The following is a 24,146-nucleotide window of genomic DNA, read 5'->3' on the forward strand; positions in this document are numbered from 1 at the left end:
AGGGGGCTTAGTGCAGCAATGCTTCTTCCTCCGCAGCCACTACCGGAGGAGGCGTCTTTTTCTTTTTAGCCATACTTGCAAATACGACGTACAATCCCGGAATGATGATCACTCCGAAGATGGTACCGATGAGCATACCGCCGGCTGCCGCCGCACCGATGGAACGGTTACCGATCGCACCGGCACCGGATGCCATTACGAGCGGGATAAGGCCCGCCACGAATGCAAAAGAGGTCATCAAAATTGGTCGCAGACGCTCCGTGGCGCCTTCCAGCACGGCTTCGATGACAGTACGGCCTTCTTTTTGACGAATAATGGCGTATTCTACGATCAGGATCGCGTTTTTACCTAACAAGCCAATCAGCATGACGAGCGAAACCTGGGCGTAGATGTTGTTTTCCAGACCCATTAATTTCAATGCAAGGAATGCCCCGAAGACACCGGTAGGAAGCGAGAGGATTACCGGCAGCGGCAGCAGGAAGCTTTCATATTGGGCCGCCAGCAGCAGGTACACGAACACGAGACAAATCCCGAAAATGAATATGGCCTGGTTTCCGGAAAGGATCTCCTCGCGCGTCATACCCGACCAGTCGTAGGTGTAGCCTTTCGGCAGGCTGGTGGCTGCTACGCGTTCGACCGCTTTAATAGCGTCACCGCTACTGTAACCCGGCGCGGCGTCACCATTGATCATCGCCGACGTATACATGTTATAGCGTGTCAGCAATTCGGGGCCGTATACCCTTTCAAGGTGGATAAATGTCGAGAATGGTACCATTTCGCCCCGGTTGTTTTTGACATACAATTTGAGAATGTCCTCGGGGTTTTTGCGGAAACTCGCGTCGGCTTGCACCATCACTTTGTACATCTGCCCGAAACGGATGAAGTTGGAGGCGTAATAGCTACCAATCATTGTTTGTAGGGTACCCATCGCGATATCTATCGAAACGCCTTTCTTGGCGGCAATGTCCGAATCGACGTGGATCATGTATTGCGGGAAGCTGGCGTCGAAGCTACTGAATGCAGCGGCGATCTCCGGCGTGGCGGCGAGGTCTTTGATAAACTTGTTGGTAACCTCGGCCGTCTTCTGCAAATCTTCATTACCGGAGCGATCTTGTACACGCAGCTCGAAGCCCGACGAGTTACCGAAACCAGGTACGGTTGGAGGCGGGAAGAACTGGATTTCGGCATCGGTAATGTGCTTCGTTTTGGCCTCCATTTCTTTGATAATATCCTGCACGGATGCTGTGCGCTGGTCCCAGGGTTTGAGGTTGATCATCGCCATACCGTACGAAGAACCCGCGGATTCGGTGAGCAAGCTGTAACCGGAAAGTGAAGAAACGGATTCGACCGGTTCGAGGCTTTCGGCTACTTTCTGAATTTGATCCAGAACCACTTCCGTTCTTTCAACCGTCGCACCTACCGGCGTAGTGACGTTGACGTTAATCACGCCCTGGTCTTCCGTAGGGATAAATCCGCTTGGGAGAATGCTGTTGATGCCAAAAGTGGCCACGCAGAAGCCGATTAGCAATGCTATGGTAATCATCCGTCGGCTTACAATGGACCCAAGCAATTTCCGGTAGCCGTTCTGCAAGCCGTCGTAGCCTTTGTTGAAGCCAGCAAAAAACCTGGTAAGCGGGTTTTTCTTCACAGGCTGCCCGTGTGTGTTTTTCAACATCAGCGCGCACAATGCGGGCGTAAGCGTAAGTGCATTGATACCCGAAATGACGATGGAAATCGCGAGGGTAATGGAGAACTGCCGGTAGAAAATCCCGACCGGCCCCGACATGAATGCAACCGGAACGAATACCGCAGACATTACCAGCGTGATCGCGATGATCGCGCCGCTCATTTCTTTCATCGATTCGATGGTCGCTTCCATGGCGTCCAAATGCTTTTCGGCCATCTTGGCGTGCACCGCCTCGACGACCACGATGGCATTATCGACCACAATACCGATCGCAAGTACCAATGCAAAAAGCGTCAGCAGGTTAATCGAGAATCCGAACATTTGCATGAATGCGAACGTACCGACCAATGCCACCGGCACCGCCAGGGCCGGGATGACTGTGGAGCGGAAGTCCTGCAAAAACAAATACACGATCAGGATTACAAGCACGAATGCTTCGATGAGCGTGCGGATTACCTCGTGAATGGAGGCGTCGAGGAAGCGGGAAACGTCGTAGGATACGAAGTAATCCATTCCGGGAGGGAATGTGGTCGTTTTCAGCTCCGCAACTTTGTCTTTGATATTCTGAATAACTTCCTGCGCATTGGAGCCCGGCCGCTGCTTGATCATGATCGAAGCCGAAGGCCGTCCGTTCGATTTGGAAGCCATATCGTATTCCAGCGTACCGAACTCGATTTTGGCAACGTCTTTCAGTTTCAGAATCGAACCGTCGGGATTCGAGCGTAGCACGATGTTTTCGTATTGCGCCGGTTCGAACAACTTACCGGTGTATTTCAACACATATTGCAGCACATTCTTTTCGCGGCCGGAACTCACGCCGGTTTTTCCGGGCGCGGCAACCACGTTCTGGTCACGGATGGCCGTAATTACTTCGTCGGCGGAGACATTGTAGCTGTTCATGCGGTCGGGTTGCAGCCATACGCGCATGGAGTAGTCTTTGCTACCCATAATCTGCGCGCGGCCCACGCCGTCGATCCGTTTCAGCTCTTTGAGGATATTGATATCGGCAAAGTTGTATACAAAATCCTCGCCGACGGTGGTGTCCGAGCTCATGATATCGAGGTACATGAGCATACTGTTCACCTCTTTTTCGGTGGTTACACCGGCTTTGATAACCTCTTCGGGAAGTTCGTCGATAACGGTCTGAACGCGGTTTTGCACGTTCACCGCCGCGAGGTCCGGGTCGACGCCCACATTGAAGGAAATATTGATCGTCGTTACACCATCATTCCCGGAAACGCTTGTCATATAAGTCATACCGGGTACCCCGTTAATCGCTTTTTCAAGCGGCACGGCCACGGCGTCGACGCACACTTCGGCGTTCGCGCCCGTGTAGGTAGCCGTTACAACCACCGAGGGCGGAACAATGTCGGGGAATTGGGAAACGGGTAGTTCCAGCACTGCCAGAACACCGAGCAGGGTAATAAATATGGAGATGACCAGCGATAAAACCGGTCGCTCAATGAATTTTTGAAACATGATCTACAATTCAGGTGATAAAAGGAATGCTACCGTGCGGTAAGCTCGATTTTTTCGGCCGACACCGTGTCGGTGGAGACGGTTTTCGGGTTGATGGTCGCGCCGTCACGCAAGGATTGCAATCCTTCGCATACAATCGTTTCGCCTGATTCCAGACCTGATTTTACTACATAAAAAGTAGACAACCGGGATTGCGGCACAAAGCTCCGCGTCTTGACCTTGTTATCTTTTCCCAATACATATACAAAGTTTTTGTCCTGAATCTCAAACGCAGCCTGCTGCGGGATGAGGATCGCGTTATCTACGGTGTTGGTCAGGCGGATCGTGCCCGTAGAGCCGTGTTTCAGCAGTTTTTCGGGATTCGAGAAGCGTGCACGGAAGGCAATGGAGCCGGTGCCCTCGTCGAATGCGCCTTCCATGGTTTCGATCATCCCTTTGTGCTTGAAGAATGAGCCGTCGGCAAGTTCCAGTTCTACTACGGCTTGCTTGGTAGCGGCTTTGTCACGTGCTTTCACATATTCCAGGTATTCGTTCTCGGATACATTGAAATACGCATACACCGTTTTGATGTCCGACAGCGTGGTCAGCAATGTGCCTTCGTCGATAAGGCTGCCCATTTTGCTCGGCAGGCGGTCGATCACACCGTCGAATGGTGCTTTGATCACGGTATGTGCCAATTGAATGGCCGCATTTGATTTCTCGGATTTCGCTTCCTCGATTTTCGCATTGGCCGCGGCCAGTTTCGCTTGTGCTACTTCCAGTTCGCTTTTGGCAACTACATTCTTGTCAACGAGCAGTTTTACACGTTTTACTTCCAGCTCGGCGCCCTTCGCATCGGCGATTGCACTTTGCAGGTTAGCCTTCGCTTTGGCCAGTTGGGCTTCGTACTCTTCATTGTTAATACGGAACAAAGTCTGTCCTTTTTTGACTTCCTTGCCTTCGTCCACATATACTTCTTCGAGGTAACCCTTCACACGGGCATATATTTCTACGTTCCGCAGGGCGTGGATGTTGCCTACGTATTCGCGGTGCAGTTCGGTTTTCTGGGGCCTTAGTTCCGTTACGGGGATCGTCGGAACAGTGTCTTTTGTCTCGGATAGGGTTTCACTTTTCGAAGCACAGCCATAAGCGAAAATGCTAACGAGCAAAAGGAGTGGCCATTTCAAATCTTTCATCATGATGCGTTTGTATAAATTGGTTGGCGGTAAATGCAGGGGAATAGGAATAGCCTTTCGGCCGCGCGGAAATACCGTGCAGCAAAAAGCATAGCGTGAATGCCCGGAATGGCCCGTATATGCGCGAATGGGCATAACGAGACTGTCCGTCAGCTACGAAAATGGGGGATTAAAGAACGCTTGCGGCGAGTTCAGAAAGGGCAAAGACGATGGAGAAAGCTGTAATAATCAGGCAGCGTAATCTCTCCGTTGTTTGCATAAAGCGGTTGTACGGTCTCCCTGACAACTCTGGAAGGCCGGGTAATTTCACATTGGGGTATTGACTGCGAAATGAGCGTCAGGAAGCGGTAGGTAGAATGCCGGCGGTTAAAAAGTTTGGAAAGCGACTCGTTCCATTTTGTCTCGTCGGCCCTGACGATCGTCTCGTTTTTGCAGATCGTATCATCGATTAACACAATATCCTTGCTGCCGGGCCGCTCCGCGATTTCGAAGGGGGAGAAGGCCTCGGTGCCCATATCAATCTTGCACGCAACGGCCCTCTGCGGCCCCAGGAGCAGCGAAACGGCAAATTGTGCGAGCCAGAAAAACAATACAAAAGTTCTTTTTGTCATGATGCTGATTAAGATCAGGTCATTGAAAAATTCATACTTTTATAATGAATTCAAGAATGATTGGAACTATTGGGACGGAATTGTGATACAATTGGGCAATAGCTCAAATATAACGTTTCAAATGTAGATTGCAAATTTTCAGGATTGTTAATGAACGTTAACAAAAAATATTTCACTGGTAATGAATGCCAAACCGCTATTTTGTGAACGTTAAGAGCGGCTTAAACAGTCGGTTTTGAACTTGTGTTTTTCCGTTTAAATCGGAAACTTGACCTTTAAAAAATCCGTGCCGGGAAGTATGTAACTTTTTTTGGAGAAAAGTGTATATTGACAAGGCAGTCGGGCTTTCGCAAAACGCTCAATATTGCTTACCATGATTGTCACACCTATTTATACCGAACATTTTGTACTGACCAAAATGACGGCCGGAGACGGTGACAAGTATTTCAGGCTGAGCAACAATGCGAATGTGATGAAATATGTGACCGGCTATTCGCTCACGCGTGAGGAGTCGGATAATATGCTCAAAAGCTTTCTGGAAGAGTACGGCATGGATACCTACCTGGGAAGATATCTCATCGAAGACAGGCATTCGGGCGAACTCATAGGGGCCGCCAAGCTGGACAGGGTAGGGTCGGCGATCGAGATCGGGTACCGGGTGATGGAGGAGTTCTGGGGAAAAGGGGTAGCTACCGAAATTGCGACAGGGCTGATCCGCTTTTCAAAAAATGTGCTGAAAGCGAGGGATGTGATCGCGTTTGTGAATGTCAACAATGCTGCCTCGATCCGCGTACTGGAAAAGGCGGGAATGACCAATACTGAATTGATCGAAGATCTTGATGAAGTCAAGTACAGGTTTAATTATTCACCAAAAAGTACCCCCTTTATGAAAAAAGCTCTCTACATTTTCCTTGGACTCGTTGCGTTGATCCTGATTGCGGCATTCATCATGCCGAAAGATTATGCGGTCGAACGTGAGATCGTCGTGAACAAACCCAAAGCGGAGGTTTTTGAATACCTCAAATCCCTGAAAAAGCAGAACGACTGGAGTGTATGGGGCCGCCGCGACCCCAACATGGTCAAAACCTTCTCGGGAACGGACGGTACCGTAGGCTTCGTATCGATGTGGGAAGGTAACGACGAGGTCGGGAAGGGCGAACAGGAAATTACCAAAATTGAGGAAGGCCGACGTATCGACACGCAGTTGCGGTTCCTCAAACCCTTCGAAAGTACCAGCGACGCCTACATGGTTACGGAAGGGATCGACTCTGCGTCCACCCGTGTTCGTTGGGGCTTTACCGGCAAAATGCCTATTCCGATGAACGTAATGCTTCCTATTATGAATATGGAGGAATCGATCGGGAAGGATTTTCAGGAAGGCTTGACGAATCTGAAAGGAATTCTCGAAAAACAATGAGTACAACCGACCCGCGCATTGACACTTACATTGTAAAATCAGCAGGTTTTGCCATTCCTATACTAGAATACCTGCGCGCCCTTGTACACGAGACATGCCCGGATGCGAAGGAAACCATGAAATGGAGCTTCCCGCATTTCGAATACAAAGGCAGTATCCTGTGCAGTATGGCGTCTTTCAAGCAGCATTGCGCATTCGGCTTCTGGCTCGAATCGCGGCTCAGCGACCCGAATAACCTGCTCGCGGTGAATGGTGAGCGTGTGGGCATGGGAAGTCTGGGTAAAATTGCCAGTATCGAAGACCTTCCGGCGGAAGAACAGCTGAAAGGTTTTATCCTCGAAGCCATGCGCCTGATCGACAGCGGCGTGAAGATGAGAAAGGATAACAAACCGCAGGAAACGAAAGAGCTCGTCATTCCGGCTTACGTTACCGAAGCGTTGGCCGATAATGCGGAAGCCCGAAAGGTTTTTGAAGGTTTCAGTTATTCCAATAAAAAGGAATATGTGGAATGGTTTGAGGAAGCCAAAACTGAGGCCACGCGGGAGAAGCGCATTGCACAGGCGCTGGAATGGATGGCAGAAGGGAAGGTACGAAACTGGAAGTATGTGAAATAAAAAAATCCCGGATCGCTCCGGGATTTTTGCATTAAGGGTTTGGGTGTGACTAAAACTTGCCGTCCTCGCCCGCAATCGTGTATCTGAAAGTGTAGTAGCTGGATTCTTCGGTAGGCACATCTTCCGGCGCGCCTTTGTAGTAGCTGATGATCTCCACCTTGGCCAGTTTGCCGCTGGCGGTTTTGACCAAAATCGTCCTCCCGGGTATCGGCAGGATCGCATGAACGCTCATATCATATTTGTACCAGCTGTTGCCGCTGCCGCCCGGAATCGCGAAACCTGCGTCTCCGTCGGTTTTGTAGCCTTCTTTGGGCGCGTCACTTACCTGGTCGAAAGGTTTTTCCAGAACAATCGCCCCGCCCTCGCCCGGGCCGCTGGTGCCGCTGTTGGTGGCAATGGTGGTTTTGCTGAATGCAATGTCCCAGTTTTTCGTCTTCGCGTCGGTGGCAGGCACTTCCTTGCCGGTAGCGAGGCTGAAATAGATGTATGACTTGGTATTCGCATTCAAATCCTTGATGACCGTGATTTCAGGCTTTGCCGGCGCCACGATCTGGGAAGCTGCTGTTTTCACCGCTGAGATCTCCGGCATTGCCGCCAGCGCGAACGTCGAAAGGATGATGGTTTTCAATAACATATAGAAATGTGTTTAAGCCAAACGGCCACCAGGTTTGCTCCGGCAGCCGTTTAGAACGAATTTTTGAACCTTAGGCTCCTTTTTTAACAAGCTTGTATTCCAATTTAGGCTTGCCGCGCTCGCCGCCGTCATCCTTGTGGAAGCTTATGAAGCGAAGTTTATAAATGTTACCTGCTGAATCTTTGATCAGGTAGAAACGATCCGTTTTAACACCGATGGTCCCTGTCGTAGCCCGCCATTTCGAACCGATCGCGTCGGCCGATTTGCTGAACGTCACCCCGGTGAGGTTCGTTTCTGCAAATGCGTCGTAAGTGGCGGCTGTGGTCAGCACTTCCGCAGCTTCCACGCCGCCCAGATTGTTGATGAACACCAGGTCGGAGAAGCCGTATGGCAGTATTACGCCCGGGCCGGCAGCGGTGAAATACATGCTGTAACCCCATTTCAGATCCCAACGGTCTTTCGCCGGTTCCACATCGACGGTCGCGCCTTTTTCGAGTGAAACAAATTCAAAGTTAAACGCGGCGTCTTTGGTGACGTCGAGTGTTTTGAATGTGGTTTCATTCACTTTGGCGTATTGCAATGTATAACCTGTGCCTTTGCGGAGAACACGGATTTTGTACAAATCAGCCAGAGGAAGGGCTGCGCCGCTACCGCCTTTGCGGTTCAGAATGTACACTTTGTTATCAGCGTCGGTAGCTGAAACAGCCGCGATCACGGTTTTGGTAATGTCGCCCGCAGCGTCGTCCACAAGCGACAGTTTACCCTGCCCCTGACCAACTGCCAGTGAATCGACAGCGAAATCCTTATCGGTAACCGCATTAATGTCCGTTTTATTGATCGCCCATGCCGAAGCGCCGTTGGTACCGTTGATGGTCACGCGGAAATCGGTACCGTTGTAAAAACCGAGATCCCAGCTGTCGCGCAGAACGGGCGTTTGCGCATTGGCGCTCAGATCGAGGAACACCGAATTGGCGGCGCTGCTACCAAGCTCGCTACCCGCAATACCGTTCAGCTGAATGCTCGTACCGTCCGAAATGATCGCTTTAAAGCTCAATTTCAATGCCGAATTAGTACCAACCAGCACCGGCGTGCCAACCGAGGCAATTTTGAAAGCAATGCTCTCGTCGCCGTCCAGCAATACACCTGTTTTTTTGCTCACTTTAAACGAAACGGACGACTGCCCGGCAGGTACCGACAATGTGATCGTATTGTTGGCCGCGGCAGGAGTGGTGGTGAACTCTGTGTCGTAAGTAAGCTGTGTCGGGGTCAACGTCACCGAAATGGGCGTCGCGGCGTCCACAGTTCGTGAAAGAACGATTTTGATTTCGGTTTCATCACCTTCAAAACCCTTTTCGGTAGCTTCGAAAGCCGCCAGGTTATCCGGTAATGGTGGTTCGTCGTCGCTGCACGCGTTGAATGTTCCCAGGAATGCAACCAGTAGTAGCGACCGGACTATTTTCTTCATAGTTTATTGGAGTTATATGAAAGGGTAATTGATTGTTAATGCTTTGTCCATTGAAAACTGAGGCCGAGGAAATACGACCGACCGAAAGACATCGGTACCGCCCCGCCCGTGCTGTGTGCCCCGCCGGTGTCGGTAGAAGTGTTTTGCAGGTTGGTGACGTCGAAAAGGTTCTTAACACCGCCCAACAGGTTCACGTATTTGCCCAGGGTTTTGCTGACCGTCAGATCGGCCATATGAAAGCCTTCTGTTTCAGCGAGGTGAATGTTGACCTGGTCGGCGCTTTCGTAAACCGGGCGTTTGCCGGAGAATTTGTAAAACAGGTTAATGCTCGCGCCGGCTTTTTTGAAAGTATAAAGCAGGTTTGCATTGATCTCGGTCGACCATACAAATTCAGGCAGCGAACCGAAATCTTCCGGCGCTTCCGAAAACTCATTGTAGCGACCGATGTAGGTAGCGCCCAGCGTAGCTTGCAGGTTTTTCCAGAATAGCTTATTGTCGAGCGAAACGCCGGTGGTTTTGAACAAATGGATATTCAGATAGGTCGTCTGCGTCCGGTCGTTAGGGTCGATACCGGTGTCGATCAGGTCGTGAAATACATTATAAAACCCGCCGAGCGTAGAGCTGACGCGGAGGCCTTCACGACTAACCGCCTGCCACACAAGGAACGAGTTGAAGCTGTTGGAATACTCGGCTTTCAGGTTGACATTCCCGTTGATAGAATGTGATGCGTCGTGAAAATCGAAGTAAAGTTCGCGCAATGCAGGTGAGCGGAACCCGCGTGCGTATCCGAAGCGGAAGTCCAGTGATTTGCTCAAAGTCAATTTTCCATTGAGCGACGGAATCACCGGCGGCGCGTCGTACACCGAGTTTTTCAGGAAACGCAAACCCGGCGTCAGCTTGAAAAACTGCCCGAAACGGATTTCCGGGGCAACGAACAATGCATATTCATTAATGGTAGGGGAGCCGTTGATCCGTGCGCCGGAGGCATTGTTGTTGGAAAAATCGACGCCACCTAATATTGAAAGGTGGTCGCCGGCTTTGTAAAAGGCTGTTCCCCGGAAGAATGCGGTGGTAAAAATGGATTTGTCCTGCGAGCCGGGTTCGAGGGAGAGCGTACGGCGGTCGTTGATATCGACATTAGTACTCAGGGTTCTGCGGGAATAGTCGGTGTAGGAGCCTACGGCGGTGATGTGCAGCTTGTCGTTAGGTCTAATTTCGGACTGTACCTGATGGAACCAGCGTTTCGTGATATAATCCTGGTCTCCCGCCTCGCCGGTATACTCGTTCCGGTTACCGAGGTATTTGATCGTTTCATCCGTGCCGTTGAAGCGGTACCAGACATTCCAGCGCTTGCCTGTAAACCGAGTGCCGGCGGTATAAAGCATCTGATCCTTAGGCATCCATGCCTTTGCGCGGCCTGTGGAAGCGCCCTGCCAGCCGCCGAAATTGTTTCTGGTCACATTGCCATTGAACTGCAAATGCTCGTTCTGCCAGGTAAGGCCGAGGCCCTGGTTATGCGTGCCTTTTTTGGTCAATGCGTCGTATTCGTCGCCGGCAGTTTCTTCCTGTATCCGCGCATTCACCGTGAGCGAAGCGCCATCGTGCCCTTTTTTGGTAATGATATTAATGACTCCTGCCAAAGCGTCGGTACCGTACATGACCGACATCGGGCCTTCGACGATTTCGATGCGCTCGATGGTGTTGATATCGATCTGCCCCAAACTTTCGCGCGTGCCGCCGCGGTCGACCATCGGTATGCCGTCGAGGAGGATTTTGACGCCTTGCCCCGACATGCCCATGAGCTGAATATCGCTGGTACCAAGTGTTAAATCATTCGAAAACCGTATTCCGAGCTCGGTATTGAGGATTGTCTGCAAGTTTGTCGCGCCGCGAAGCCGAATACGCTCGCTGTCGATCGTGCGTACCTGGTACACGGAGTTTCGCAGCGATTGCGGTTCGGATTGACCTGTAATTACGACCTCATTCAGCGCCAACGGTGTTTCGGAGAGCTTTATATCTTCGATTTTAAGCGATTCCCCCGCCTTAACGGTGATTTTTACCTGCGCATCTTCACTTCCTATCGTCCTGACGACCAATGCATAGTCGCCCGAAGGCGCCGAGAGTGCAAAAAGCCCCTCTGATGAAGTCTGCGTGCCGTGAACTGTATTTTGAAGAAAAATGGTAGCGTCTGAAACGGGTTTGCCACTTTTGGACAATACCCTTCCCTCCACAGTGCCGTTACCTTCCTGCGCCAGCAGGCGGCTGATTACCAGCAATATCAAAGAGATGGTAAAATAATATCTCACGGAGGATTTATTTAGACTAATTATAATCGCAAAGGAAAATATTATTTAGACTAATTACAATCACAGTGAAATATTTTTTGTGAGTAAAGAAGAATGTACAAAGCATCACTCTTTGGAACTACTTAATGGTGGCTTGCAGATTGACCGTCACTACGTCTTTCAGCTTCCAGTCTTTTTCGCCGATTTTGTAGTCGAGGCGGTTGACATCGAAGGTGCTGGTGAGCGAATAGGTGCCGTCGGCGTTCTTTTTGGCGTCGAATGGGAGCGTTACGGTTTTGGAAACGTCGCGCATAGTTAATGTGCCCGTGGCTTGGTACTTGTCGCCTTTCTTTTCGACTTTGGAGGATTTGAAATGGATATCGGGATATTTCTCGACCCAGAAATACTTGTCGCTTTTCAAATCCTTATCCCGGGAATTGTTGTTGGTTTTGAAGGTGCTTGCCGCGATTTTAACATCAAACGAGGCATTTTCCGGGTTTTTCTCATTAAAAACTGCCTCGCCGCGCGGCGCATCGAATGTGCCATTACAAGTGCCGAGGATGAATTTGACACTGAATTTCGTAGAACCTGAGACGATTTTGGAAGTCTGTGCCGACACCTGGCCGGCTAATGCGACAAAGAGGATGCACGATGTTAGTAGGAAGCGCATTTCAGTTTTAGTTTGGATGAATATCAGAGTTCTTCCAGCAACGACTCGCCTTCGGAACAGTCGCCGGAAGTCCATTGCCACTTTTCATGCATACGGATTTTGCCGTTCGGAAGTTGCTCGGGTGTCGATTTGCAAATGCCCGTCGTGATCTCGCCCCGGTCGTTCACCTGATGGTACCGCATGTCCAGATTCCCCTGCTCGTCCACGAGCGCGATCAGGTGCCCGCTGCGAATGCGCCCGCCTTTATACGTGGACGTGACGATGTTGCCCGTTTGCTGATAGACGAATTGCATGGACAGATCCACCTCGCCGTTTTCGGAATTAGACAATGGGACGAAAACCTTGTTGTTGTAATTGATCATAGCAAAATGCGGTCTTAATGCACTAAATATAGGCATTAAGACCGCATTCTGATCAAAGTACCGAGGTAATCCACCACGTATTACCGCATGGATCGGACACGCCGCAGCTCCGGCCGTAATCCTGGTCTGCAGGCGGCATGACGCTCGTTCCGCCCGCGTCGAGTGCCTTTTGATAACTGTCGTCGGCGTTTTCTACGTATACAAACAGGTTTGCAGGCTGCGCGGGCCATTCAGGTCGTGAATCACAGAACATAATGACGCTGCCGCTAATCGAAACTTCGGAATGTTTGATCATGTCCGGCGCATCTTCCTGGTAATGCGTCGTGGAAATGGTGCCGTCGAACACTTTGGTAGTAAATTCTTTAAAGCGTGCTGCGCCGTCCAGCATCAGGTAAGGGATCACAGCCTGGTGGCCGTTCGGAATTTTTACGTTGCTCATGATTTTTGTTTTTGGTTTAAACAAAAGTAGCCGGGCTGCCGGCCGTGAAATTGGAAAAAAACGACATCATGCATCGCGGTAACCCATGCCTTCCGCATTGCCGGAAAAATAGGTTTTGGGATGCTCGCCCGAGAATGCCTTGAAATCGTGGATGAAATGCGACTGATCGTAATACCCGCATTCATAAGCGATCTCGGTGAGCGATTTTTCTTTGTTACCATATTCATTGAGAGCGGAATGGAACCGGATAATGCGGCTGAACAGCTTCGGTGTGAAGCCGGAGAATGCCAGAAATTTCCGTTCAAATTGCCTCGTCGACAGAAAACTTTGTGCCGCAAGGTCCGGGATTTTGGCCAGGCCATTGGAACGGATCACACTGCTGATTACCGAAAAAACCGCCGGCTCGTGCACCTCGTGGCTGTGAATGCGTTTTCTGAGAAATTCCGAAATAATATGAATGCGCTCCGAATGATCGGCGGCGAGCATGACGCGCTCTTCGAGCTCGGTACCTGCATTGCCCAGGAAAGTGTTGAGGTCGGGCATTTGATTGCGTAGTTCCGTCGTCGGGATACCAAAAAGCGCCGGAATGGCGAAAGGGTAGAGGTATACGCCCAGGATGCCGAAATCCTCATCGATGCGAAACCGCCGGAAGGATTGCATGGGTCCCTGAATGCCCGACAGGAAGGAAAGCTCCGACTGGTCGGTTTTCAGGATTTCGTCGAAGCGGCCTTTGAAATGAAATACCATTTCCGCGCAGCCGTCGGCCATAGTCCGGTGAAAATAAGGTTCGCTGTCGGCCAGATTGTGTTCCAGCACCCAGAAGAAACGGACATACCGGGCGAGGTCTGCCGACGGAAGTATCGTGAAATATTTCATGTGCTAACCTATTTAGTCTATCTGTTTTAAGGATATACTTTTATTATATTCTGCGAAATTTATATTTTTGAAATCTCTTTAATACATTTGACCGGATATTTTGGCCGGTTTGAAACCCTGGCGGTTATCCTCCCGTTATAGTTGAAAATGTAACGGTATTCCATAAATAGTCGATTACCTACTCAGTTTCTTCCTATGAAATTAGTGCCAATAGAAAAGCGCACCGGACTTACGCGCGAAGAATTCATCGAAAATTACTTAAAACCAAGTCGCCCGGTGGTGTTTACCGACCTGGCAAAAGATTGGCCTGCGGTTCAGAAATGGACTTTTGACTGGCTTCGGGAAAACCATGGTAACCTGGATGTTCCGTTGGTCGACAACCACATTCACGACGCCGACAAATATTTCCAGATCGCCAAGACCATGAAGTTCGGCGATTACCTGAGCCTGATCGAAAAAGGACCGACCGACCTTCGTATTTTCCTTTTCGATATTTTCAAAAAGATTCCCGAGCTGGCGGACGATATCCGTTTCCCGACGATCATGGACGGCTTTTTGAAGTCTTACAAATTTGTATTTTTCGGAGGGGAAGGCTCTATCACGAACCTGCATTACGACATGGATTGCTCGAATGTGTTCCTCACGCAGTTCCAAACCCGCAAGCAGGTGATCCTGTTCTCTCCCGAGGAAAGCCGCCGTTTGTACCATCACCCATTCACGGTGATGAGCAAAGTGAACCCGATCGACCCGGATTATGAGAAATTCCCGGCCTTGGAAGGCGCAACGGGTTACGAAACGATCCTTCATCATGGTGAAACGATCTTCATTCCTTCGCTCTGGTGGCATTATATCCGTTATGTAGACGGTGGTTTCAGCCTTGCATTGCGCGCGAACAACTCGATTTTCACGGCTGTCCGTGGCGGAATGAACCTCGTGCGACACACCTTCGTAGATAAGAGCATGACCAAGCTCCTCGGCCTCGACTGGCAGCATTGGAAAGAGAAGAAGGCGGTGGAGAAAGCGCAGGAATTGCTGCAAAAGCAGGCATAAGAAATAGCATCGGATCCGTATTCCGCAGCAGGGACGCATTTCAAAGAAACTAATTTATCTTTGGAATGCGTTTCCTTTTTATTGCTTCTCAACTTCCTATGAATTTCGAACTCACGTCAGAATACCAGCCGACGGGCGATCAGCCGGTGGCCATCAATCAACTTGTACAAGGAATCGAAAACGGAGAACCTGCCCAGACTTTGCTCGGGGTGACGGGTTCCGGAAAGACATTTACGGTAGCTAACGTAGTGTCGCAGGTTAACAAGCCGACGCTTGTTTTGAGCCACAACAAGACCCTGGCGGCGCAGCTGTACGGCGAGTTCAAGCAGTTTTTCCCCACTAATGCCGTCGAGTATTTCATCAGTTACTACGACTATTACCAGCCGGAAGCATTCATTTCCAGCACCAATACTTACATTGAAAAGGACCTGATGATCAATCAGGAGATCGAAAAGCTGCGTTTGCACACGGTTTCTTCGCTGATGAGCGGGCGCCGGGATGTGATCGTGGTGGCCTCGGTGTCCTGTATTTATGGTGCGGGTAACCCTTTGGAATACAAAAAAAGCATTGTAAGCGCCAAGCTGGGCGATATCGTGAGCCGAAACCAGTTTCTGTTCAGACTGGTGGAGATACTTTACAGCCGCACCGAAGTGGAATTCAACCGCGGTACCTTCCGTGTGAAGGGCGATACCGTCGATGTGTTTCCGGGTTATGCGGATTTCGCTTACCGGTTTATCTTTTTCGGGGACGAAATCGAGGATATCCAGCGGATCGAACCGGAAACGGGTAAGAAGCTTTCATCGGAAAAAGCCATCGCCATATTCCCCGCGAACCTGTTTGTGACAGGGCGTGATGTGCTGAACCAATCCATTAAAGAGATACAGGACGACCTGCAAATGCAGATCAAATATTTCATCGCGGAAGGAAGGCTTGCCGAAGCCGAGCGTGTGAAGGAGCGCACCGAGTTCGATATGGAAATGATGCGCGAACTGGGGTATTGTTCAGGTATCGAGAACTATTCGAGGTATTTTGATAGAAGGATGCCAGGCCAGCGGCCGTTTTGCCTGCTCGACTATTTTCCCGAGGATTTCCTGATGGTAGTCGACGAAAGTCACGTGACGATGCCGCAGATCCGCGCGATGTGGGGCGGCGACCGCTCGCGCAAGGAGGCATTGGTCGAATACGGTTTCCGCTTGCCGTCGGCATTGGACAACCGGCCATTGACATTCCAGGAGTTTGAGGATATGACGCCGCAAACCATTTTCGTGAGCGCGACGCCTGCGGATTATGAATTGCGGAAGTCGGAAGGTGTTGTGGTTGAGCAGATTATACGTCCTACCGGCTTGCTGGACCCTGAAATCGAAGTACGGCCAAGCCTGAACCAGATCGACGACTTGCTGGAAGAAATTACCGAGCGCATTAAGCTCGGCGACCGCATTCTGGTAACGACTTTGACCAAACGCATGGCTGAGGAGCTCAGCAAATACCTTGACAGGGTAGGCATCAAATGCCGCTACATTCACTCGGAAGTGAAGGCGCTCGACCGGGTAGAAATCCTCCGCGAGCTTCGTTTGGGTATTTTCGATGTGTTGGTAGGCGTAAACCTCCTCCGCGAGGGCCTCGACTTACCCGAGGTATCATTGGTAGCCATTATGGACGCCGACAAGGAAGGTTTCCTCCGTGATACCCGTTCCATGATCCAGACCATTGGCCGCGCAGCGCGTAACGATCGCGGAAAGGTGATTATGTACGCCGATACCATGACCGGTTCCATGCAGTTGGCGATTGACGAAACCAACCGTCGCCGGAGCATTCAAATGGATTATAACCTGGAAAACGGCATTACGCCGAGGACCGTCCGCAAATCCAAAGAGGCCATTATGGAGCAAACTTCCGTGGCCGATTCCAAAGTCCGCAAGGTGTATGTGGAGCCCGAAGAGGTCCGCATTGCCGCCGATCCGGTCGTTCAATACATGGGCAAAACCGATTTGCAAAAGCTCGTCGCCGAAACCCAGCGCAAAATGGAAGCCGCCGCGAAGGACCTCGACTTTTTGGAGGCTGCAAGGCTGCGGGATGAGTTGCTGCAATTGAAAGCGCGGGTGCAGGAGCAGGCTAGCTAAAAAAACTTTTTTGGATTGCGACTTGTGTTCCAGGGACGTGCTGCTAACTTACCGTCGTCGAACGCAGCTAACCTTTTGCGCAGTTCATCCAGTCCTTCGGAAGAAAGCTCAAAATCTTTTTGCGAAGCACCAGAAGGCGTGTTGTCAACCTCTTCCAGGTTTTTGACGAGTGCTTCCACTTGATCCAAAGAAAGTTGCTGCGTGTTCATAAGACGGTTGTTAAGCTTCAAGATAATTACTGGAACTACATAAAGTTACATAAAATACCCCAAATGACCCGTTGGTTGATTAGCCGGTAATCAGACCAGTTCCGATGCCAACAATTCCAATACTTCCTCCCAATTATTCACCCGCGTATGCCGCTCGACGCCACGGTTATGCCCTGCGGTGAATAAAATAGGTTTGCCTTTGTGAAAATCGAGGTTTTTGAAATGGTCGTCGATGAGGTAATCGGTGTTGATGACGCTTTTATCTCCGCAGAAAATGATATTTCTCCACGTAATAGTCGGGAAATGCTCGGCCAGCCAGTCGTATTTTTCGGGGAGTGAGTTGGGGAACTCCATGGCTGCGGAGACGATATATACCTCGTAATTTTCCTGCAATTTGATAATGGCTTCCTGCGCGCCAGGAATCAGCGGGGCGTAACGGAAGAAGCCGGGTTTGTAGAGCAGGCTGCGCGCGGCAAGCGGATCGGGAAAAGCCTGGTCCTCGGGGATGCCGTGCATAGCCTCTTTGGTGACGGTCACGCCAAATGCTTCTGCGTAATGGTTGATCCAGTTAGCTTCAATGTCGACGATGACATTGTCCATATCCACTGCAATCGATTTTTTCATGAGGATGATAAATTAGTATTTGCAATTATTTGCAACAAATGTAAGTCTATTGTGCAATATTTTGCAATATTAAATTTAAAATGTTTGTTAAATTTGCAAACATAATCGGGATACCTATGTTAAAAGAAGAACGTTTCCAGATCATACTGGATCAGTTGGGGCATGAGCAGAAAGTCTATCTGGGGCATCTGAGCACGCTTTTGAATGTGTCGGAGGATACTGTCAGGAGGGATATCAAGGAGCTGGCCGATCAGGGTTTGCTCAAATCGGTGCGTGGAGGCGCGGTGCCGCATTCGCCGGGGCCGCACCATTTCCGCGACCGGATGACCTACGATAATGAGCAGAAGCAAATTATCGCCAAAAAAACATTACAATTTCTCAAAGACGGTCAGGTCGTCATTTTTGACGGAGGTACTTCGGCATTATTGATAGCGCAAATGCTGCCCAAAGACCTGAAACTGACCGTTATCACGAACAGTTTTCCCATCGCGTCCATTCTGGAAGAGCACGAGCATGTGGATGTACTTTTTGCGGGCGGACGTCTGTTGAAGGATTCTTTTGTGACAATAGGGAATGATTGCATTCAATTTTTCAAAAAATTCAGGGCTGATATTTGCCTCCTGGGCATTTGCAGCATTCACACCGAGCTGGGCGTCACAGGCCCGGATTTCGAAGAAAGCGAAGTAAAACGCACGATGATCGAATCGTCCAGGGAGGTAATCGCATTGGCTACGACCGAAAAGCTGGGTACCGCGGAGGCCTATTACGTTTGTCCTACCGAGCGGTTATCGATGATTATTACCGATAAAGAGACTGGGAACGGCGAGTTTGATATTTACAAAAATCTGGGAATCAGTATGGTCTGATTCCCAGATAATTATTTCTTGATCGTTTCTTCAATTTTGAAAGAAGTATCGTCAATGCTTTTCGAGTCCTGATTAATAGCATTCGAAAACCCGAGCATAAACGAAATTGCCAACCGCAGAAGCCATTTCCGCTGAAAGAAAATTGATCGTCTGATTCCCATTTTCCATTTGATTAAAATGAAACGTAAAGGCCGGGCATAGCACAGCCTGGACGCGCCCTGGCGCATCATTACAAGCGTCCGCGAAATGCGAATGCCCGATTATGAATGGGAAATGGAATGGTCGTCGGAGGCGAGTGTGCGACTCCGGAAATGCTGATTTTGGATTTGAACGCGGTTCAGCGGCCGGTCAGCGCTTAACGCCGGTCGTTTGGTAACAACATCGCTGAGTTTAATGGAAAGGCAGGAAAAGCGGAGGTACTGTTCTCGTTTGAAATGAGCAAAGCGAGCGTATTGGTTATCAGAAGGCCTGAAATGTTCGAAGTGAAGAGCCTTCCCGCTGCTGTAACTGTGACCTGCTGAAACTTGCTCAATTCTGAAACGATCTGCCGGGCTGGCTTCACGAAAATGCAGGACACTGACGGACAGCACCGTCAGGAATAACCACTTTAAAAAGTAATGTCCTTTCATAATCGCCGGGTTTTACTATCTCGGAGCCATCCTGATCGCGCCGTCCAAACGGATTACTTCACCGTTCAGCATCGGATTTTCAACGATGGATTTTGCAAGTAACGCATATTCGGAGGGTTTTCCGAGTCTGGATGGAAATGGAATTTGCTGTCCCAATGAAATGCGTGCTTCTTCGGGCAGTCCCATCAACAATGGTGTTTCAAAAAGCCCTGGTGCAATGGCCATTACCCGGATGCCGGATTTTGCCAGATCGCGCGCCACAGGCAACGTCATACTCACAATGCCGCCTTTGCTCGCCGCGTAAGCGACCTGGCCCATCTGCCCGTCATAGGCCGCAACCGACGCTGTATTGATGATCACGCCACGTTCGCCTTCCGCATTCGGCTCGTTGTTTTCCATAGCAAATGCCGCCAGCCGCATTACATTGAATGTACCAATGAGGTTAATGCGAATGGTTTTTTCAAAAAGCTCAAAAGAATGGGGTCCATAGAGGCCGTCTGCCTTACCTACGATCTTGCGCGCAGGAGCGATGCCAGCGCAATTGACGACGATTTGAATGCTACCGAAGGTTTGCAATGCAGTGTCCAGCGCATTTTGTACCTCGCTTTCGCTGGTAACGTCGGTTTTGATGAATTTGATTTGAGTAGGAAATTCGCTTTCAAGCGCTTGTCCCGCAGCTTCATTCTGATCAAGAATAGCAACTTTTGCCCCCTGATTTACAAATAACCGCGCCGTCGCTTCGCCAAGGCCGGAAGCGCCACCGGTGATGAGGGCAGTGGAGGTTTGGAGTTGCATAAGGGGTTATTTCCTTAGCAGATGTTCGGGTGCCGGGTATTTTTCGAGGGTCTTACGAGCCCTTTCTGTCTTCTCCAATACGATTTTGGGTATGGGAAGATTATCCAGTTTCGGATCGTAAGTGATATTGTCGGTTTTGCCTGACCTTTTATCTAAAACTTTCATTTTCAGGATCGCTGTTTTGATAAAGTTAAAGCTTTTTCTCTATTAAAAAACCTTCAAAACGGGTATTACGTTCAAATATAACCCACTCTCCTTCTAGAAGACCACTAATTATCAAATCAGACTGTGTGGGATCGTAAATCTTCGAAATGGCGATTTGATATAGCCGGGTTCTTGCGGGTGTACTTCCCTCGAAATAGATTTTTTTGCCGGGCTTTGAACCAAGAAATTGATGTATAGTGGTGATTACTGTAACGAGTATTTCCGGCATGTCGCCATTGTCCGTAACAGATAAATCATCATAGCCGCCTGTCTCTGTGTTATAGTCGAGAAGCGCTAAATTGTAGGTATCAATCGTTAAAGGCGTAAAGAAAACAACCTTTTCGAAAACACCCCGCTTCCCTTCACTTTGGAACTGGAAGCGGGTGTTTTCTTCATTGCTTGTCGTTAGATATGCCTCGAACTGCTTCATCTACACCACCTCAATCTTCACCTTCAGCAAAAACTCATCCATCTCGATCTCCGTTGCTTCCCCATTCAGGTCGCCGACGAGGTCGAGGTCCAGGGCTTGTACTTCCTGGCAGATGTAGTCTTTGTTGGCGGTTACTGCGCTGGCGAGCAGGCCGTCGTTGTTTTGTAATGTGATGCGAATTTTGTCAGTTACTTCGAAACCGCTGTCCTTACGCAAATTCTGTACGCGGTTCACGAAATCGCGGGCGATGCCTTCGAGGCGCAGGTCTTCGGTTACGGTGATGTCGAGGGCTACGGTAAGGCCGTTTTCACTCGCTACGAGCCATCCTGGTACGTCTTCGGCTATGATTTCAACGTCCGTCAGTGCGATTTCGATCGGACCGCTGGCTGCTGTTAATGTAATGGCGCTGCTGGCCTCAATTTCGAGGATCTGCGTTTCGTCCATGGCGGAAATGGCTGCGGCTACCTCCTTCATTTTCGGGCCGAATTTTGGACCCAGGGTTTTGAAGTTAGGTTTGATCTTCTTTTTCAAAATACCGCTGTCGTCGTGTACGAACTCGATGTTTTTTACATTCACCTCAGAAAGGATAATGTAAGCCACCTGCTCGATCTGACGTTTTGTTTTCTCGCTCAGAACCGGGATCAGGATTTTCGACAATGGCTGACGAACTTTCAGCTTATGCCCCTTCCGGATCGAGTGTACAAGAGAACTAATGCGCTGCGCGAGGTCCATTGCTTCTTCCAGATCGGTATCCACCACTTCGGCTTCGATTTTGGGCCAGAAAGTCAAGTGAACCGAATCGTATTTGAAAGCCGCATTGTGCTGGATCGAAGCTTCGCGGTCGCTGTCTGTCAGGTTTTTGTATAACCATTCGCCAAAGAACGGAGCAATAGGCGACATGAGCTGCGAAACGGTTACCAAGCAATGGTGCAATGTCTCGTAAGCAGCTGCTTTGTCGTCCGTCAAACCAGCTCCCTGCTCGGCTGATGGATTCCAGAAACGGCGGCGGTTGAGGCGAATGTACCAGTTCGAAAGCTGGTCGGTCACGAAATCCTGCACCAGGCGGCCTGCCTTCGTCGGATTATAATCGTCGAATTGCTCACCTACTTCTTTGATCAATGTATTCAGTTTCGACAAAATCCAGCGGTCGAGCTCGGTGCGTTTTTCGATAGGTACCGAATTCGCTTCGTGGAACTCGTAACCATCGAGATTGGCATACAATGCGAAGAAATTGTAAGTATTCACAAGCGTACCGAAGAATTTTCGCTGCACTTCGCCGATACCGTCGATGTTGAATTTCAGGTTATCCCAAGGCTCCGCATTGGTGATCATGTACCAGCGCGTGGCATCCGGGCCGTATTGTGCCAATGTCGCAAACGGGTCCACAGCATTGCCGAGGCGTTTCGACATTTTGTTACCATTCTTGTCGAGTACCAAGCCAGTCGAAACCACATTTTTAAATGCTACCGAATCGAACAGCATGCCCGCAATAGCGTGCAATGTGAAGAACCAGCCACGGGTTTGGTCTACACCTTCCGAAATAAAGTCGGCAGGATAGGCCTGGTTGAATATCTCTTGATTTTCGAACGGGTAGTGCCATTGTGCATACGGCATCGCACCCGAGTCGAACCATACGTCGATCAGGTCCGGTTCACGGTGCATGATATGGCCGGTTTTCCCTACCAGCACAACATCATCCACATACGGACGGTGCAGGTCATAGTCGCCGTGTTCGAGTTTTTGCAGGTAATCCGAATTGTGCAATGCCTGCTCGCGGGTGAGATGGCCCGAGATAATGGCTTCTTCAAGCAAGTCTTTCAGCTCTTCGATAGATCCGACGCACACTTCATCCCCATAATCGTTCCGCCAGATCGGCAGCGGCGTGCCCCAGTAGCGCGAGCGCGAGAGGTTCCAGTCGACGAGGTTTTCGAGCCAGTTACCAAAGCGACCGGTACCAGTGCTTTCGGGTTTCCAGTTTATGCTCTTGTTCAATTCCACCAACCGGTCTTTCACCGCTGTCGTGCGGATAAACCAGCTATCGAGCGGGTAATAAAGCACCGGCTTGTCGGTACGCCAGCAATGCGGGTACGGGTGCTCGTATTTTTCTACTTTAAATGCTTTGCCTTCTTCCTTCAATTTGATGGCGATTAGCACGTCGGTAGGGCGGAATTCCGGATCGTCCTGCTCCGCCTGCGAGTAATATTCAGGTTTTACGAAACGGCCTGCGTAATCGGTAATTTCTTTCACAAAACGGCCCTGACGGTCGACGATAGGCACTTCTTTGCCATTCTCGTCCTTCACCATAATAGCCGGGATGCCGTTCGCCTGCGCTACCCGGAAGTCGTCCGCGCCGAAAGTAGGAGAGGTATGCACCACGCCGGTACCGTCTTCGGTGGTTACGAAATCGCCGAGGATGACGCGGAATGCGGGTGTCTCGGGCTGGATGTACGGCAATAGCTGCTCGTACTCGATGCCTTCGAGGTCTTTGCCTTTGAATTCATTCAAAACAGTCCACGGAAGCACCTTTTTATCGCTGGCCGCATAGCCTTCGAAATCGCCGTTATGGCCTTTTTCGGAGAAATATTTACTTACCAGATCCTGTGCGAGCACCACCTGCACCGGCTCGTGCGTGTAAGGATTGAAAGTTTTAACCAATACATAATCAATATTAGCACCGACGGTCAATGCGGAGTTCGCAGGCAGCGTCCAGGGTGTAGTGGTCCAGGCAAGAATGCGGATGTCCTCGGTAGCCGAACCAGCCAATACCGGCCATTTTTCGGCATCCTTCACCTTGAACATCGCCACAATGGTTGTGTCCTTCACGTCTTTGTACGTGCCCGGCATGTTCAGCTCGTGCGATGAAAGGCCTGTTCCGGCAGCCGGTGAATAGGGCTGAATGGTGTAGCCTTTGTATAGCAAACCTTTGTCGTATAGCTTTTTAAGCAGGTTCCAGAGGCTTTCGATGTATTCACTTTTGTAGGTAATGTAAGGATCGTCGAGGTCGACCCAGTAACCCATTTTCTCGGTCAGGTCATTCCACTGGTCGGTGAATTTCATGACCGTCTGGCGGCATTTCTCGTTATAATCCGCTACCGAAATCTTCTTGCCGATATCGTCCTTGATAATGCCCAATTCCTTCTCTACTTGCAGCTCCACCGGCAATCCGTGCGTGTCCCAGCCGCCTTTACGCTTCACCTGGAAGCCTTGCAGCGTTTTATACCGACAGAAAATATCCTTGATCGCCCGGGCCATGACGTGGTGAATGCCCGGTGTGCCGTTCGCTGATGGAGGACCTTCAAAAAAGGTAAAAGTGGGAGCGCCTTCGCGGGTTTCTACCGACGCTTCAAAGATCTTTTTGTCTTTCCAGAATTTCAGTACTTCGTCCCCTATTTGCGGGTAACTCAGATTTTTATATTCGTTGTATTTCATATTAGTTGTAGCGTCGGGCACTTACCCTGGCCGGTCAATGTAAATAGCACTATTTATAACCCTCTGCGGATTTTAA

22 protein-coding genes are annotated in these 24,146 nt (G+C 50.1%); 5 read left to right on the forward strand and 17 right to left on the reverse strand.

What is annotated here, in order from left to right; translation table 11 throughout:
* Window positions 1-7: 7 nt before the first annotated feature.
* The 3 genes from BLQ88_RS24010 to BLQ88_RS24020 form a co-directional block, all read right to left on the reverse strand.
* Window positions 8-3,166, reverse strand: a complete 3,159-nt coding sequence (locus tag BLQ88_RS24010; protein WP_090155242.1) for an efflux RND transporter permease subunit — start codon at window positions 3,164-3,166, stop codon at window positions 8-10.
* A 29-nt stretch (window positions 3,167-3,195) separates the two neighbouring features.
* Window positions 3,196-4,341, reverse strand: coding sequence for an efflux RND transporter periplasmic adaptor subunit (locus BLQ88_RS24015; protein ID WP_090155460.1), 1,146 nt, complete (start codon window positions 4,339-4,341; stop codon window positions 3,196-3,198).
* A 191-nt stretch (window positions 4,342-4,532) separates the two neighbouring features.
* Complete coding sequence (locus tag BLQ88_RS24020) at window positions 4,533-4,952, reverse strand: hypothetical protein (protein ID WP_090155244.1); 420 nt, start codon at window positions 4,950-4,952, stop codon at window positions 4,533-4,535.
* A gap of 373 nt (window positions 4,953-5,325) precedes the next feature.
* Here BLQ88_RS24020 and BLQ88_RS24025 point away from each other — a divergent pair, with 373 nt between their 5' ends.
* Together BLQ88_RS24025 and BLQ88_RS24030 are read left to right on the forward strand one after the other, a co-directional pair.
* Complete coding sequence (locus BLQ88_RS24025) at window positions 5,326-6,369, forward strand: GNAT family N-acetyltransferase (protein ID WP_090155246.1); 1,044 nt, start codon at window positions 5,326-5,328, stop codon at window positions 6,367-6,369.
* Window positions 6,366-6,983, forward strand: a complete 618-nt coding sequence (locus BLQ88_RS24030; RefSeq protein ID WP_090155248.1) for a YdeI/OmpD-associated family protein — start codon at window positions 6,366-6,368, stop codon at window positions 6,981-6,983. Before BLQ88_RS24025 ends, BLQ88_RS24030 begins: the two co-directional genes overlap by 4 nt.
* A 49-nt stretch (window positions 6,984-7,032) precedes the next feature.
* Here the strand turns inward: BLQ88_RS24030 and BLQ88_RS24035 are convergent, their stop codons facing one another.
* From BLQ88_RS24035 to BLQ88_RS24065, 7 genes are all read right to left on the reverse strand, one after another.
* Window positions 7,033-7,617, reverse strand: coding sequence for an HmuY family protein (locus tag BLQ88_RS24035; RefSeq protein WP_090155250.1), 585 nt, complete (start codon window positions 7,615-7,617; stop codon window positions 7,033-7,035).
* Between the two features lie 70 nt (window positions 7,618-7,687).
* A complete protein-coding gene (locus tag BLQ88_RS24040; protein ID WP_090155251.1) occupies window positions 7,688-9,082 on the reverse strand; it encodes an HmuY family protein in 1,395 nt (464 codons plus the stop codon).
* A 35-nt stretch (window positions 9,083-9,117) separates the two neighbouring features.
* The gene (locus BLQ88_RS24045) at window positions 9,118-11,388 is read right to left on the reverse strand and encodes a TonB-dependent receptor (RefSeq protein ID WP_176885082.1); all 2,271 of its coding nucleotides are present in this window, start codon (window positions 11,386-11,388) and stop codon (window positions 9,118-9,120) included.
* A gap of 118 nt (window positions 11,389-11,506) precedes the next feature.
* Window positions 11,507-12,037, reverse strand: a complete 531-nt coding sequence (locus BLQ88_RS24050; protein ID WP_090155253.1) for a YceI family protein — start codon at window positions 12,035-12,037, stop codon at window positions 11,507-11,509.
* 23 nt (window positions 12,038-12,060) lie between these two features.
* Window positions 12,061-12,399: an avidin-fold protein gene (locus BLQ88_RS24055; RefSeq protein WP_090155255.1), complete on the reverse strand. Its 339-nt coding sequence runs from the start codon at window positions 12,397-12,399 to the stop codon at window positions 12,061-12,063.
* A 52-nt stretch (window positions 12,400-12,451) separates the two neighbouring features.
* The gene (locus BLQ88_RS24060) at window positions 12,452-12,838 is read right to left on the reverse strand and encodes a VOC family protein (RefSeq protein WP_090155256.1); all 387 of its coding nucleotides are present in this window, start codon (window positions 12,836-12,838) and stop codon (window positions 12,452-12,454) included.
* Between the two features lie 66 nt (window positions 12,839-12,904).
* Entirely contained in the window at window positions 12,905-13,714 is an 810-nt protein-coding gene (locus tag BLQ88_RS24065; protein ID WP_090155257.1) for a helix-turn-helix transcriptional regulator, read from the reverse strand.
* Window positions 13,715-13,909: 195 nt separating this feature from the next.
* Between BLQ88_RS24065 and BLQ88_RS24070 the strand changes: the two genes are divergently transcribed.
* Both BLQ88_RS24070 and uvrB read left to right on the forward strand, forming a co-directional pair.
* A complete protein-coding gene (locus tag BLQ88_RS24070; protein ID WP_090155259.1) occupies window positions 13,910-14,764 on the forward strand; it encodes a cupin-like domain-containing protein in 855 nt (284 codons plus the stop codon).
* Window positions 14,765-14,862: 98 nt separating this feature from the next.
* Window positions 14,863-16,884, forward strand: a complete 2,022-nt coding sequence (uvrB, locus tag BLQ88_RS24075; RefSeq protein ID WP_090155261.1) for an excinuclease ABC subunit UvrB — start codon at window positions 14,863-14,865, stop codon at window positions 16,882-16,884.
* On the opposite strand, the gene BLQ88_RS24080 is transcribed toward uvrB, so the two are convergent.
* Both BLQ88_RS24080 and BLQ88_RS24085 read right to left on the reverse strand, forming a co-directional pair.
* Entirely contained in the window at window positions 16,881-17,093 is a 213-nt protein-coding gene (locus BLQ88_RS24080; RefSeq protein ID WP_143016917.1) for an addiction module protein, read from the reverse strand. The genes uvrB and BLQ88_RS24080 overlap by 4 nt on opposite strands.
* Before the next feature lie 90 nt (window positions 17,094-17,183).
* Complete coding sequence (locus BLQ88_RS24085) at window positions 17,184-17,717, reverse strand: 5' nucleotidase, NT5C type (protein ID WP_090155265.1); 534 nt, start codon at window positions 17,715-17,717, stop codon at window positions 17,184-17,186.
* Between the two features lie 116 nt (window positions 17,718-17,833).
* On the opposite strand from BLQ88_RS24085, the gene BLQ88_RS24090 reads away from it, so the two are divergent.
* The gene (locus BLQ88_RS24090) at window positions 17,834-18,583 is read left to right on the forward strand and encodes a DeoR/GlpR family DNA-binding transcription regulator (RefSeq protein ID WP_229212831.1); all 750 of its coding nucleotides are present in this window, start codon (window positions 17,834-17,836) and stop codon (window positions 18,581-18,583) included.
* A 260-nt stretch (window positions 18,584-18,843) separates the two neighbouring features.
* Here BLQ88_RS24090 and BLQ88_RS36495 read toward each other — a convergent pair whose 3' ends face one another.
* Genes BLQ88_RS36495 through ileS form a run of 5 tightly spaced genes read right to left on the reverse strand, consistent with a single transcriptional unit; the run spans window position 18,844 to window position 24,070 of the window.
* Window positions 18,844-19,212: a hypothetical protein gene (locus BLQ88_RS36495; RefSeq protein WP_143016918.1), complete on the reverse strand. Its 369-nt coding sequence runs from the start codon at window positions 19,210-19,212 to the stop codon at window positions 18,844-18,846.
* A 15-nt stretch (window positions 19,213-19,227) separates the two neighbouring features.
* Window positions 19,228-20,007: a 3-hydroxyacyl-CoA dehydrogenase gene (locus BLQ88_RS24100; protein WP_090155270.1), complete on the reverse strand. Its 780-nt coding sequence runs from the start codon at window positions 20,005-20,007 to the stop codon at window positions 19,228-19,230.
* 6 nt (window positions 20,008-20,013) lie between these two features.
* The gene (locus tag BLQ88_RS36820) at window positions 20,014-20,172 is read right to left on the reverse strand and encodes a hypothetical protein (protein ID WP_176885083.1); all 159 of its coding nucleotides are present in this window, start codon (window positions 20,170-20,172) and stop codon (window positions 20,014-20,016) included.
* Window positions 20,173-20,197: 25 nt separating this feature from the next.
* The gene (locus BLQ88_RS24105) at window positions 20,198-20,641 is read right to left on the reverse strand and encodes a DUF6934 family protein (protein WP_090155272.1); all 444 of its coding nucleotides are present in this window, start codon (window positions 20,639-20,641) and stop codon (window positions 20,198-20,200) included.
* Window positions 20,642-24,070 (reverse strand): isoleucine--tRNA ligase, encoded by a 3,429-nt coding sequence (gene ileS, locus BLQ88_RS24110; RefSeq protein WP_090155274.1) that lies wholly within the window; start codon window positions 24,068-24,070, stop codon window positions 20,642-20,644.
* Window positions 24,071-24,146 lie beyond the last annotated feature (76 nt).

The organism is Dyadobacter soli (assembly GCF_900101885.1).
Lineage (GTDB): Bacteria > Bacteroidota > Bacteroidia > Cytophagales > Spirosomataceae > Dyadobacter > Dyadobacter soli.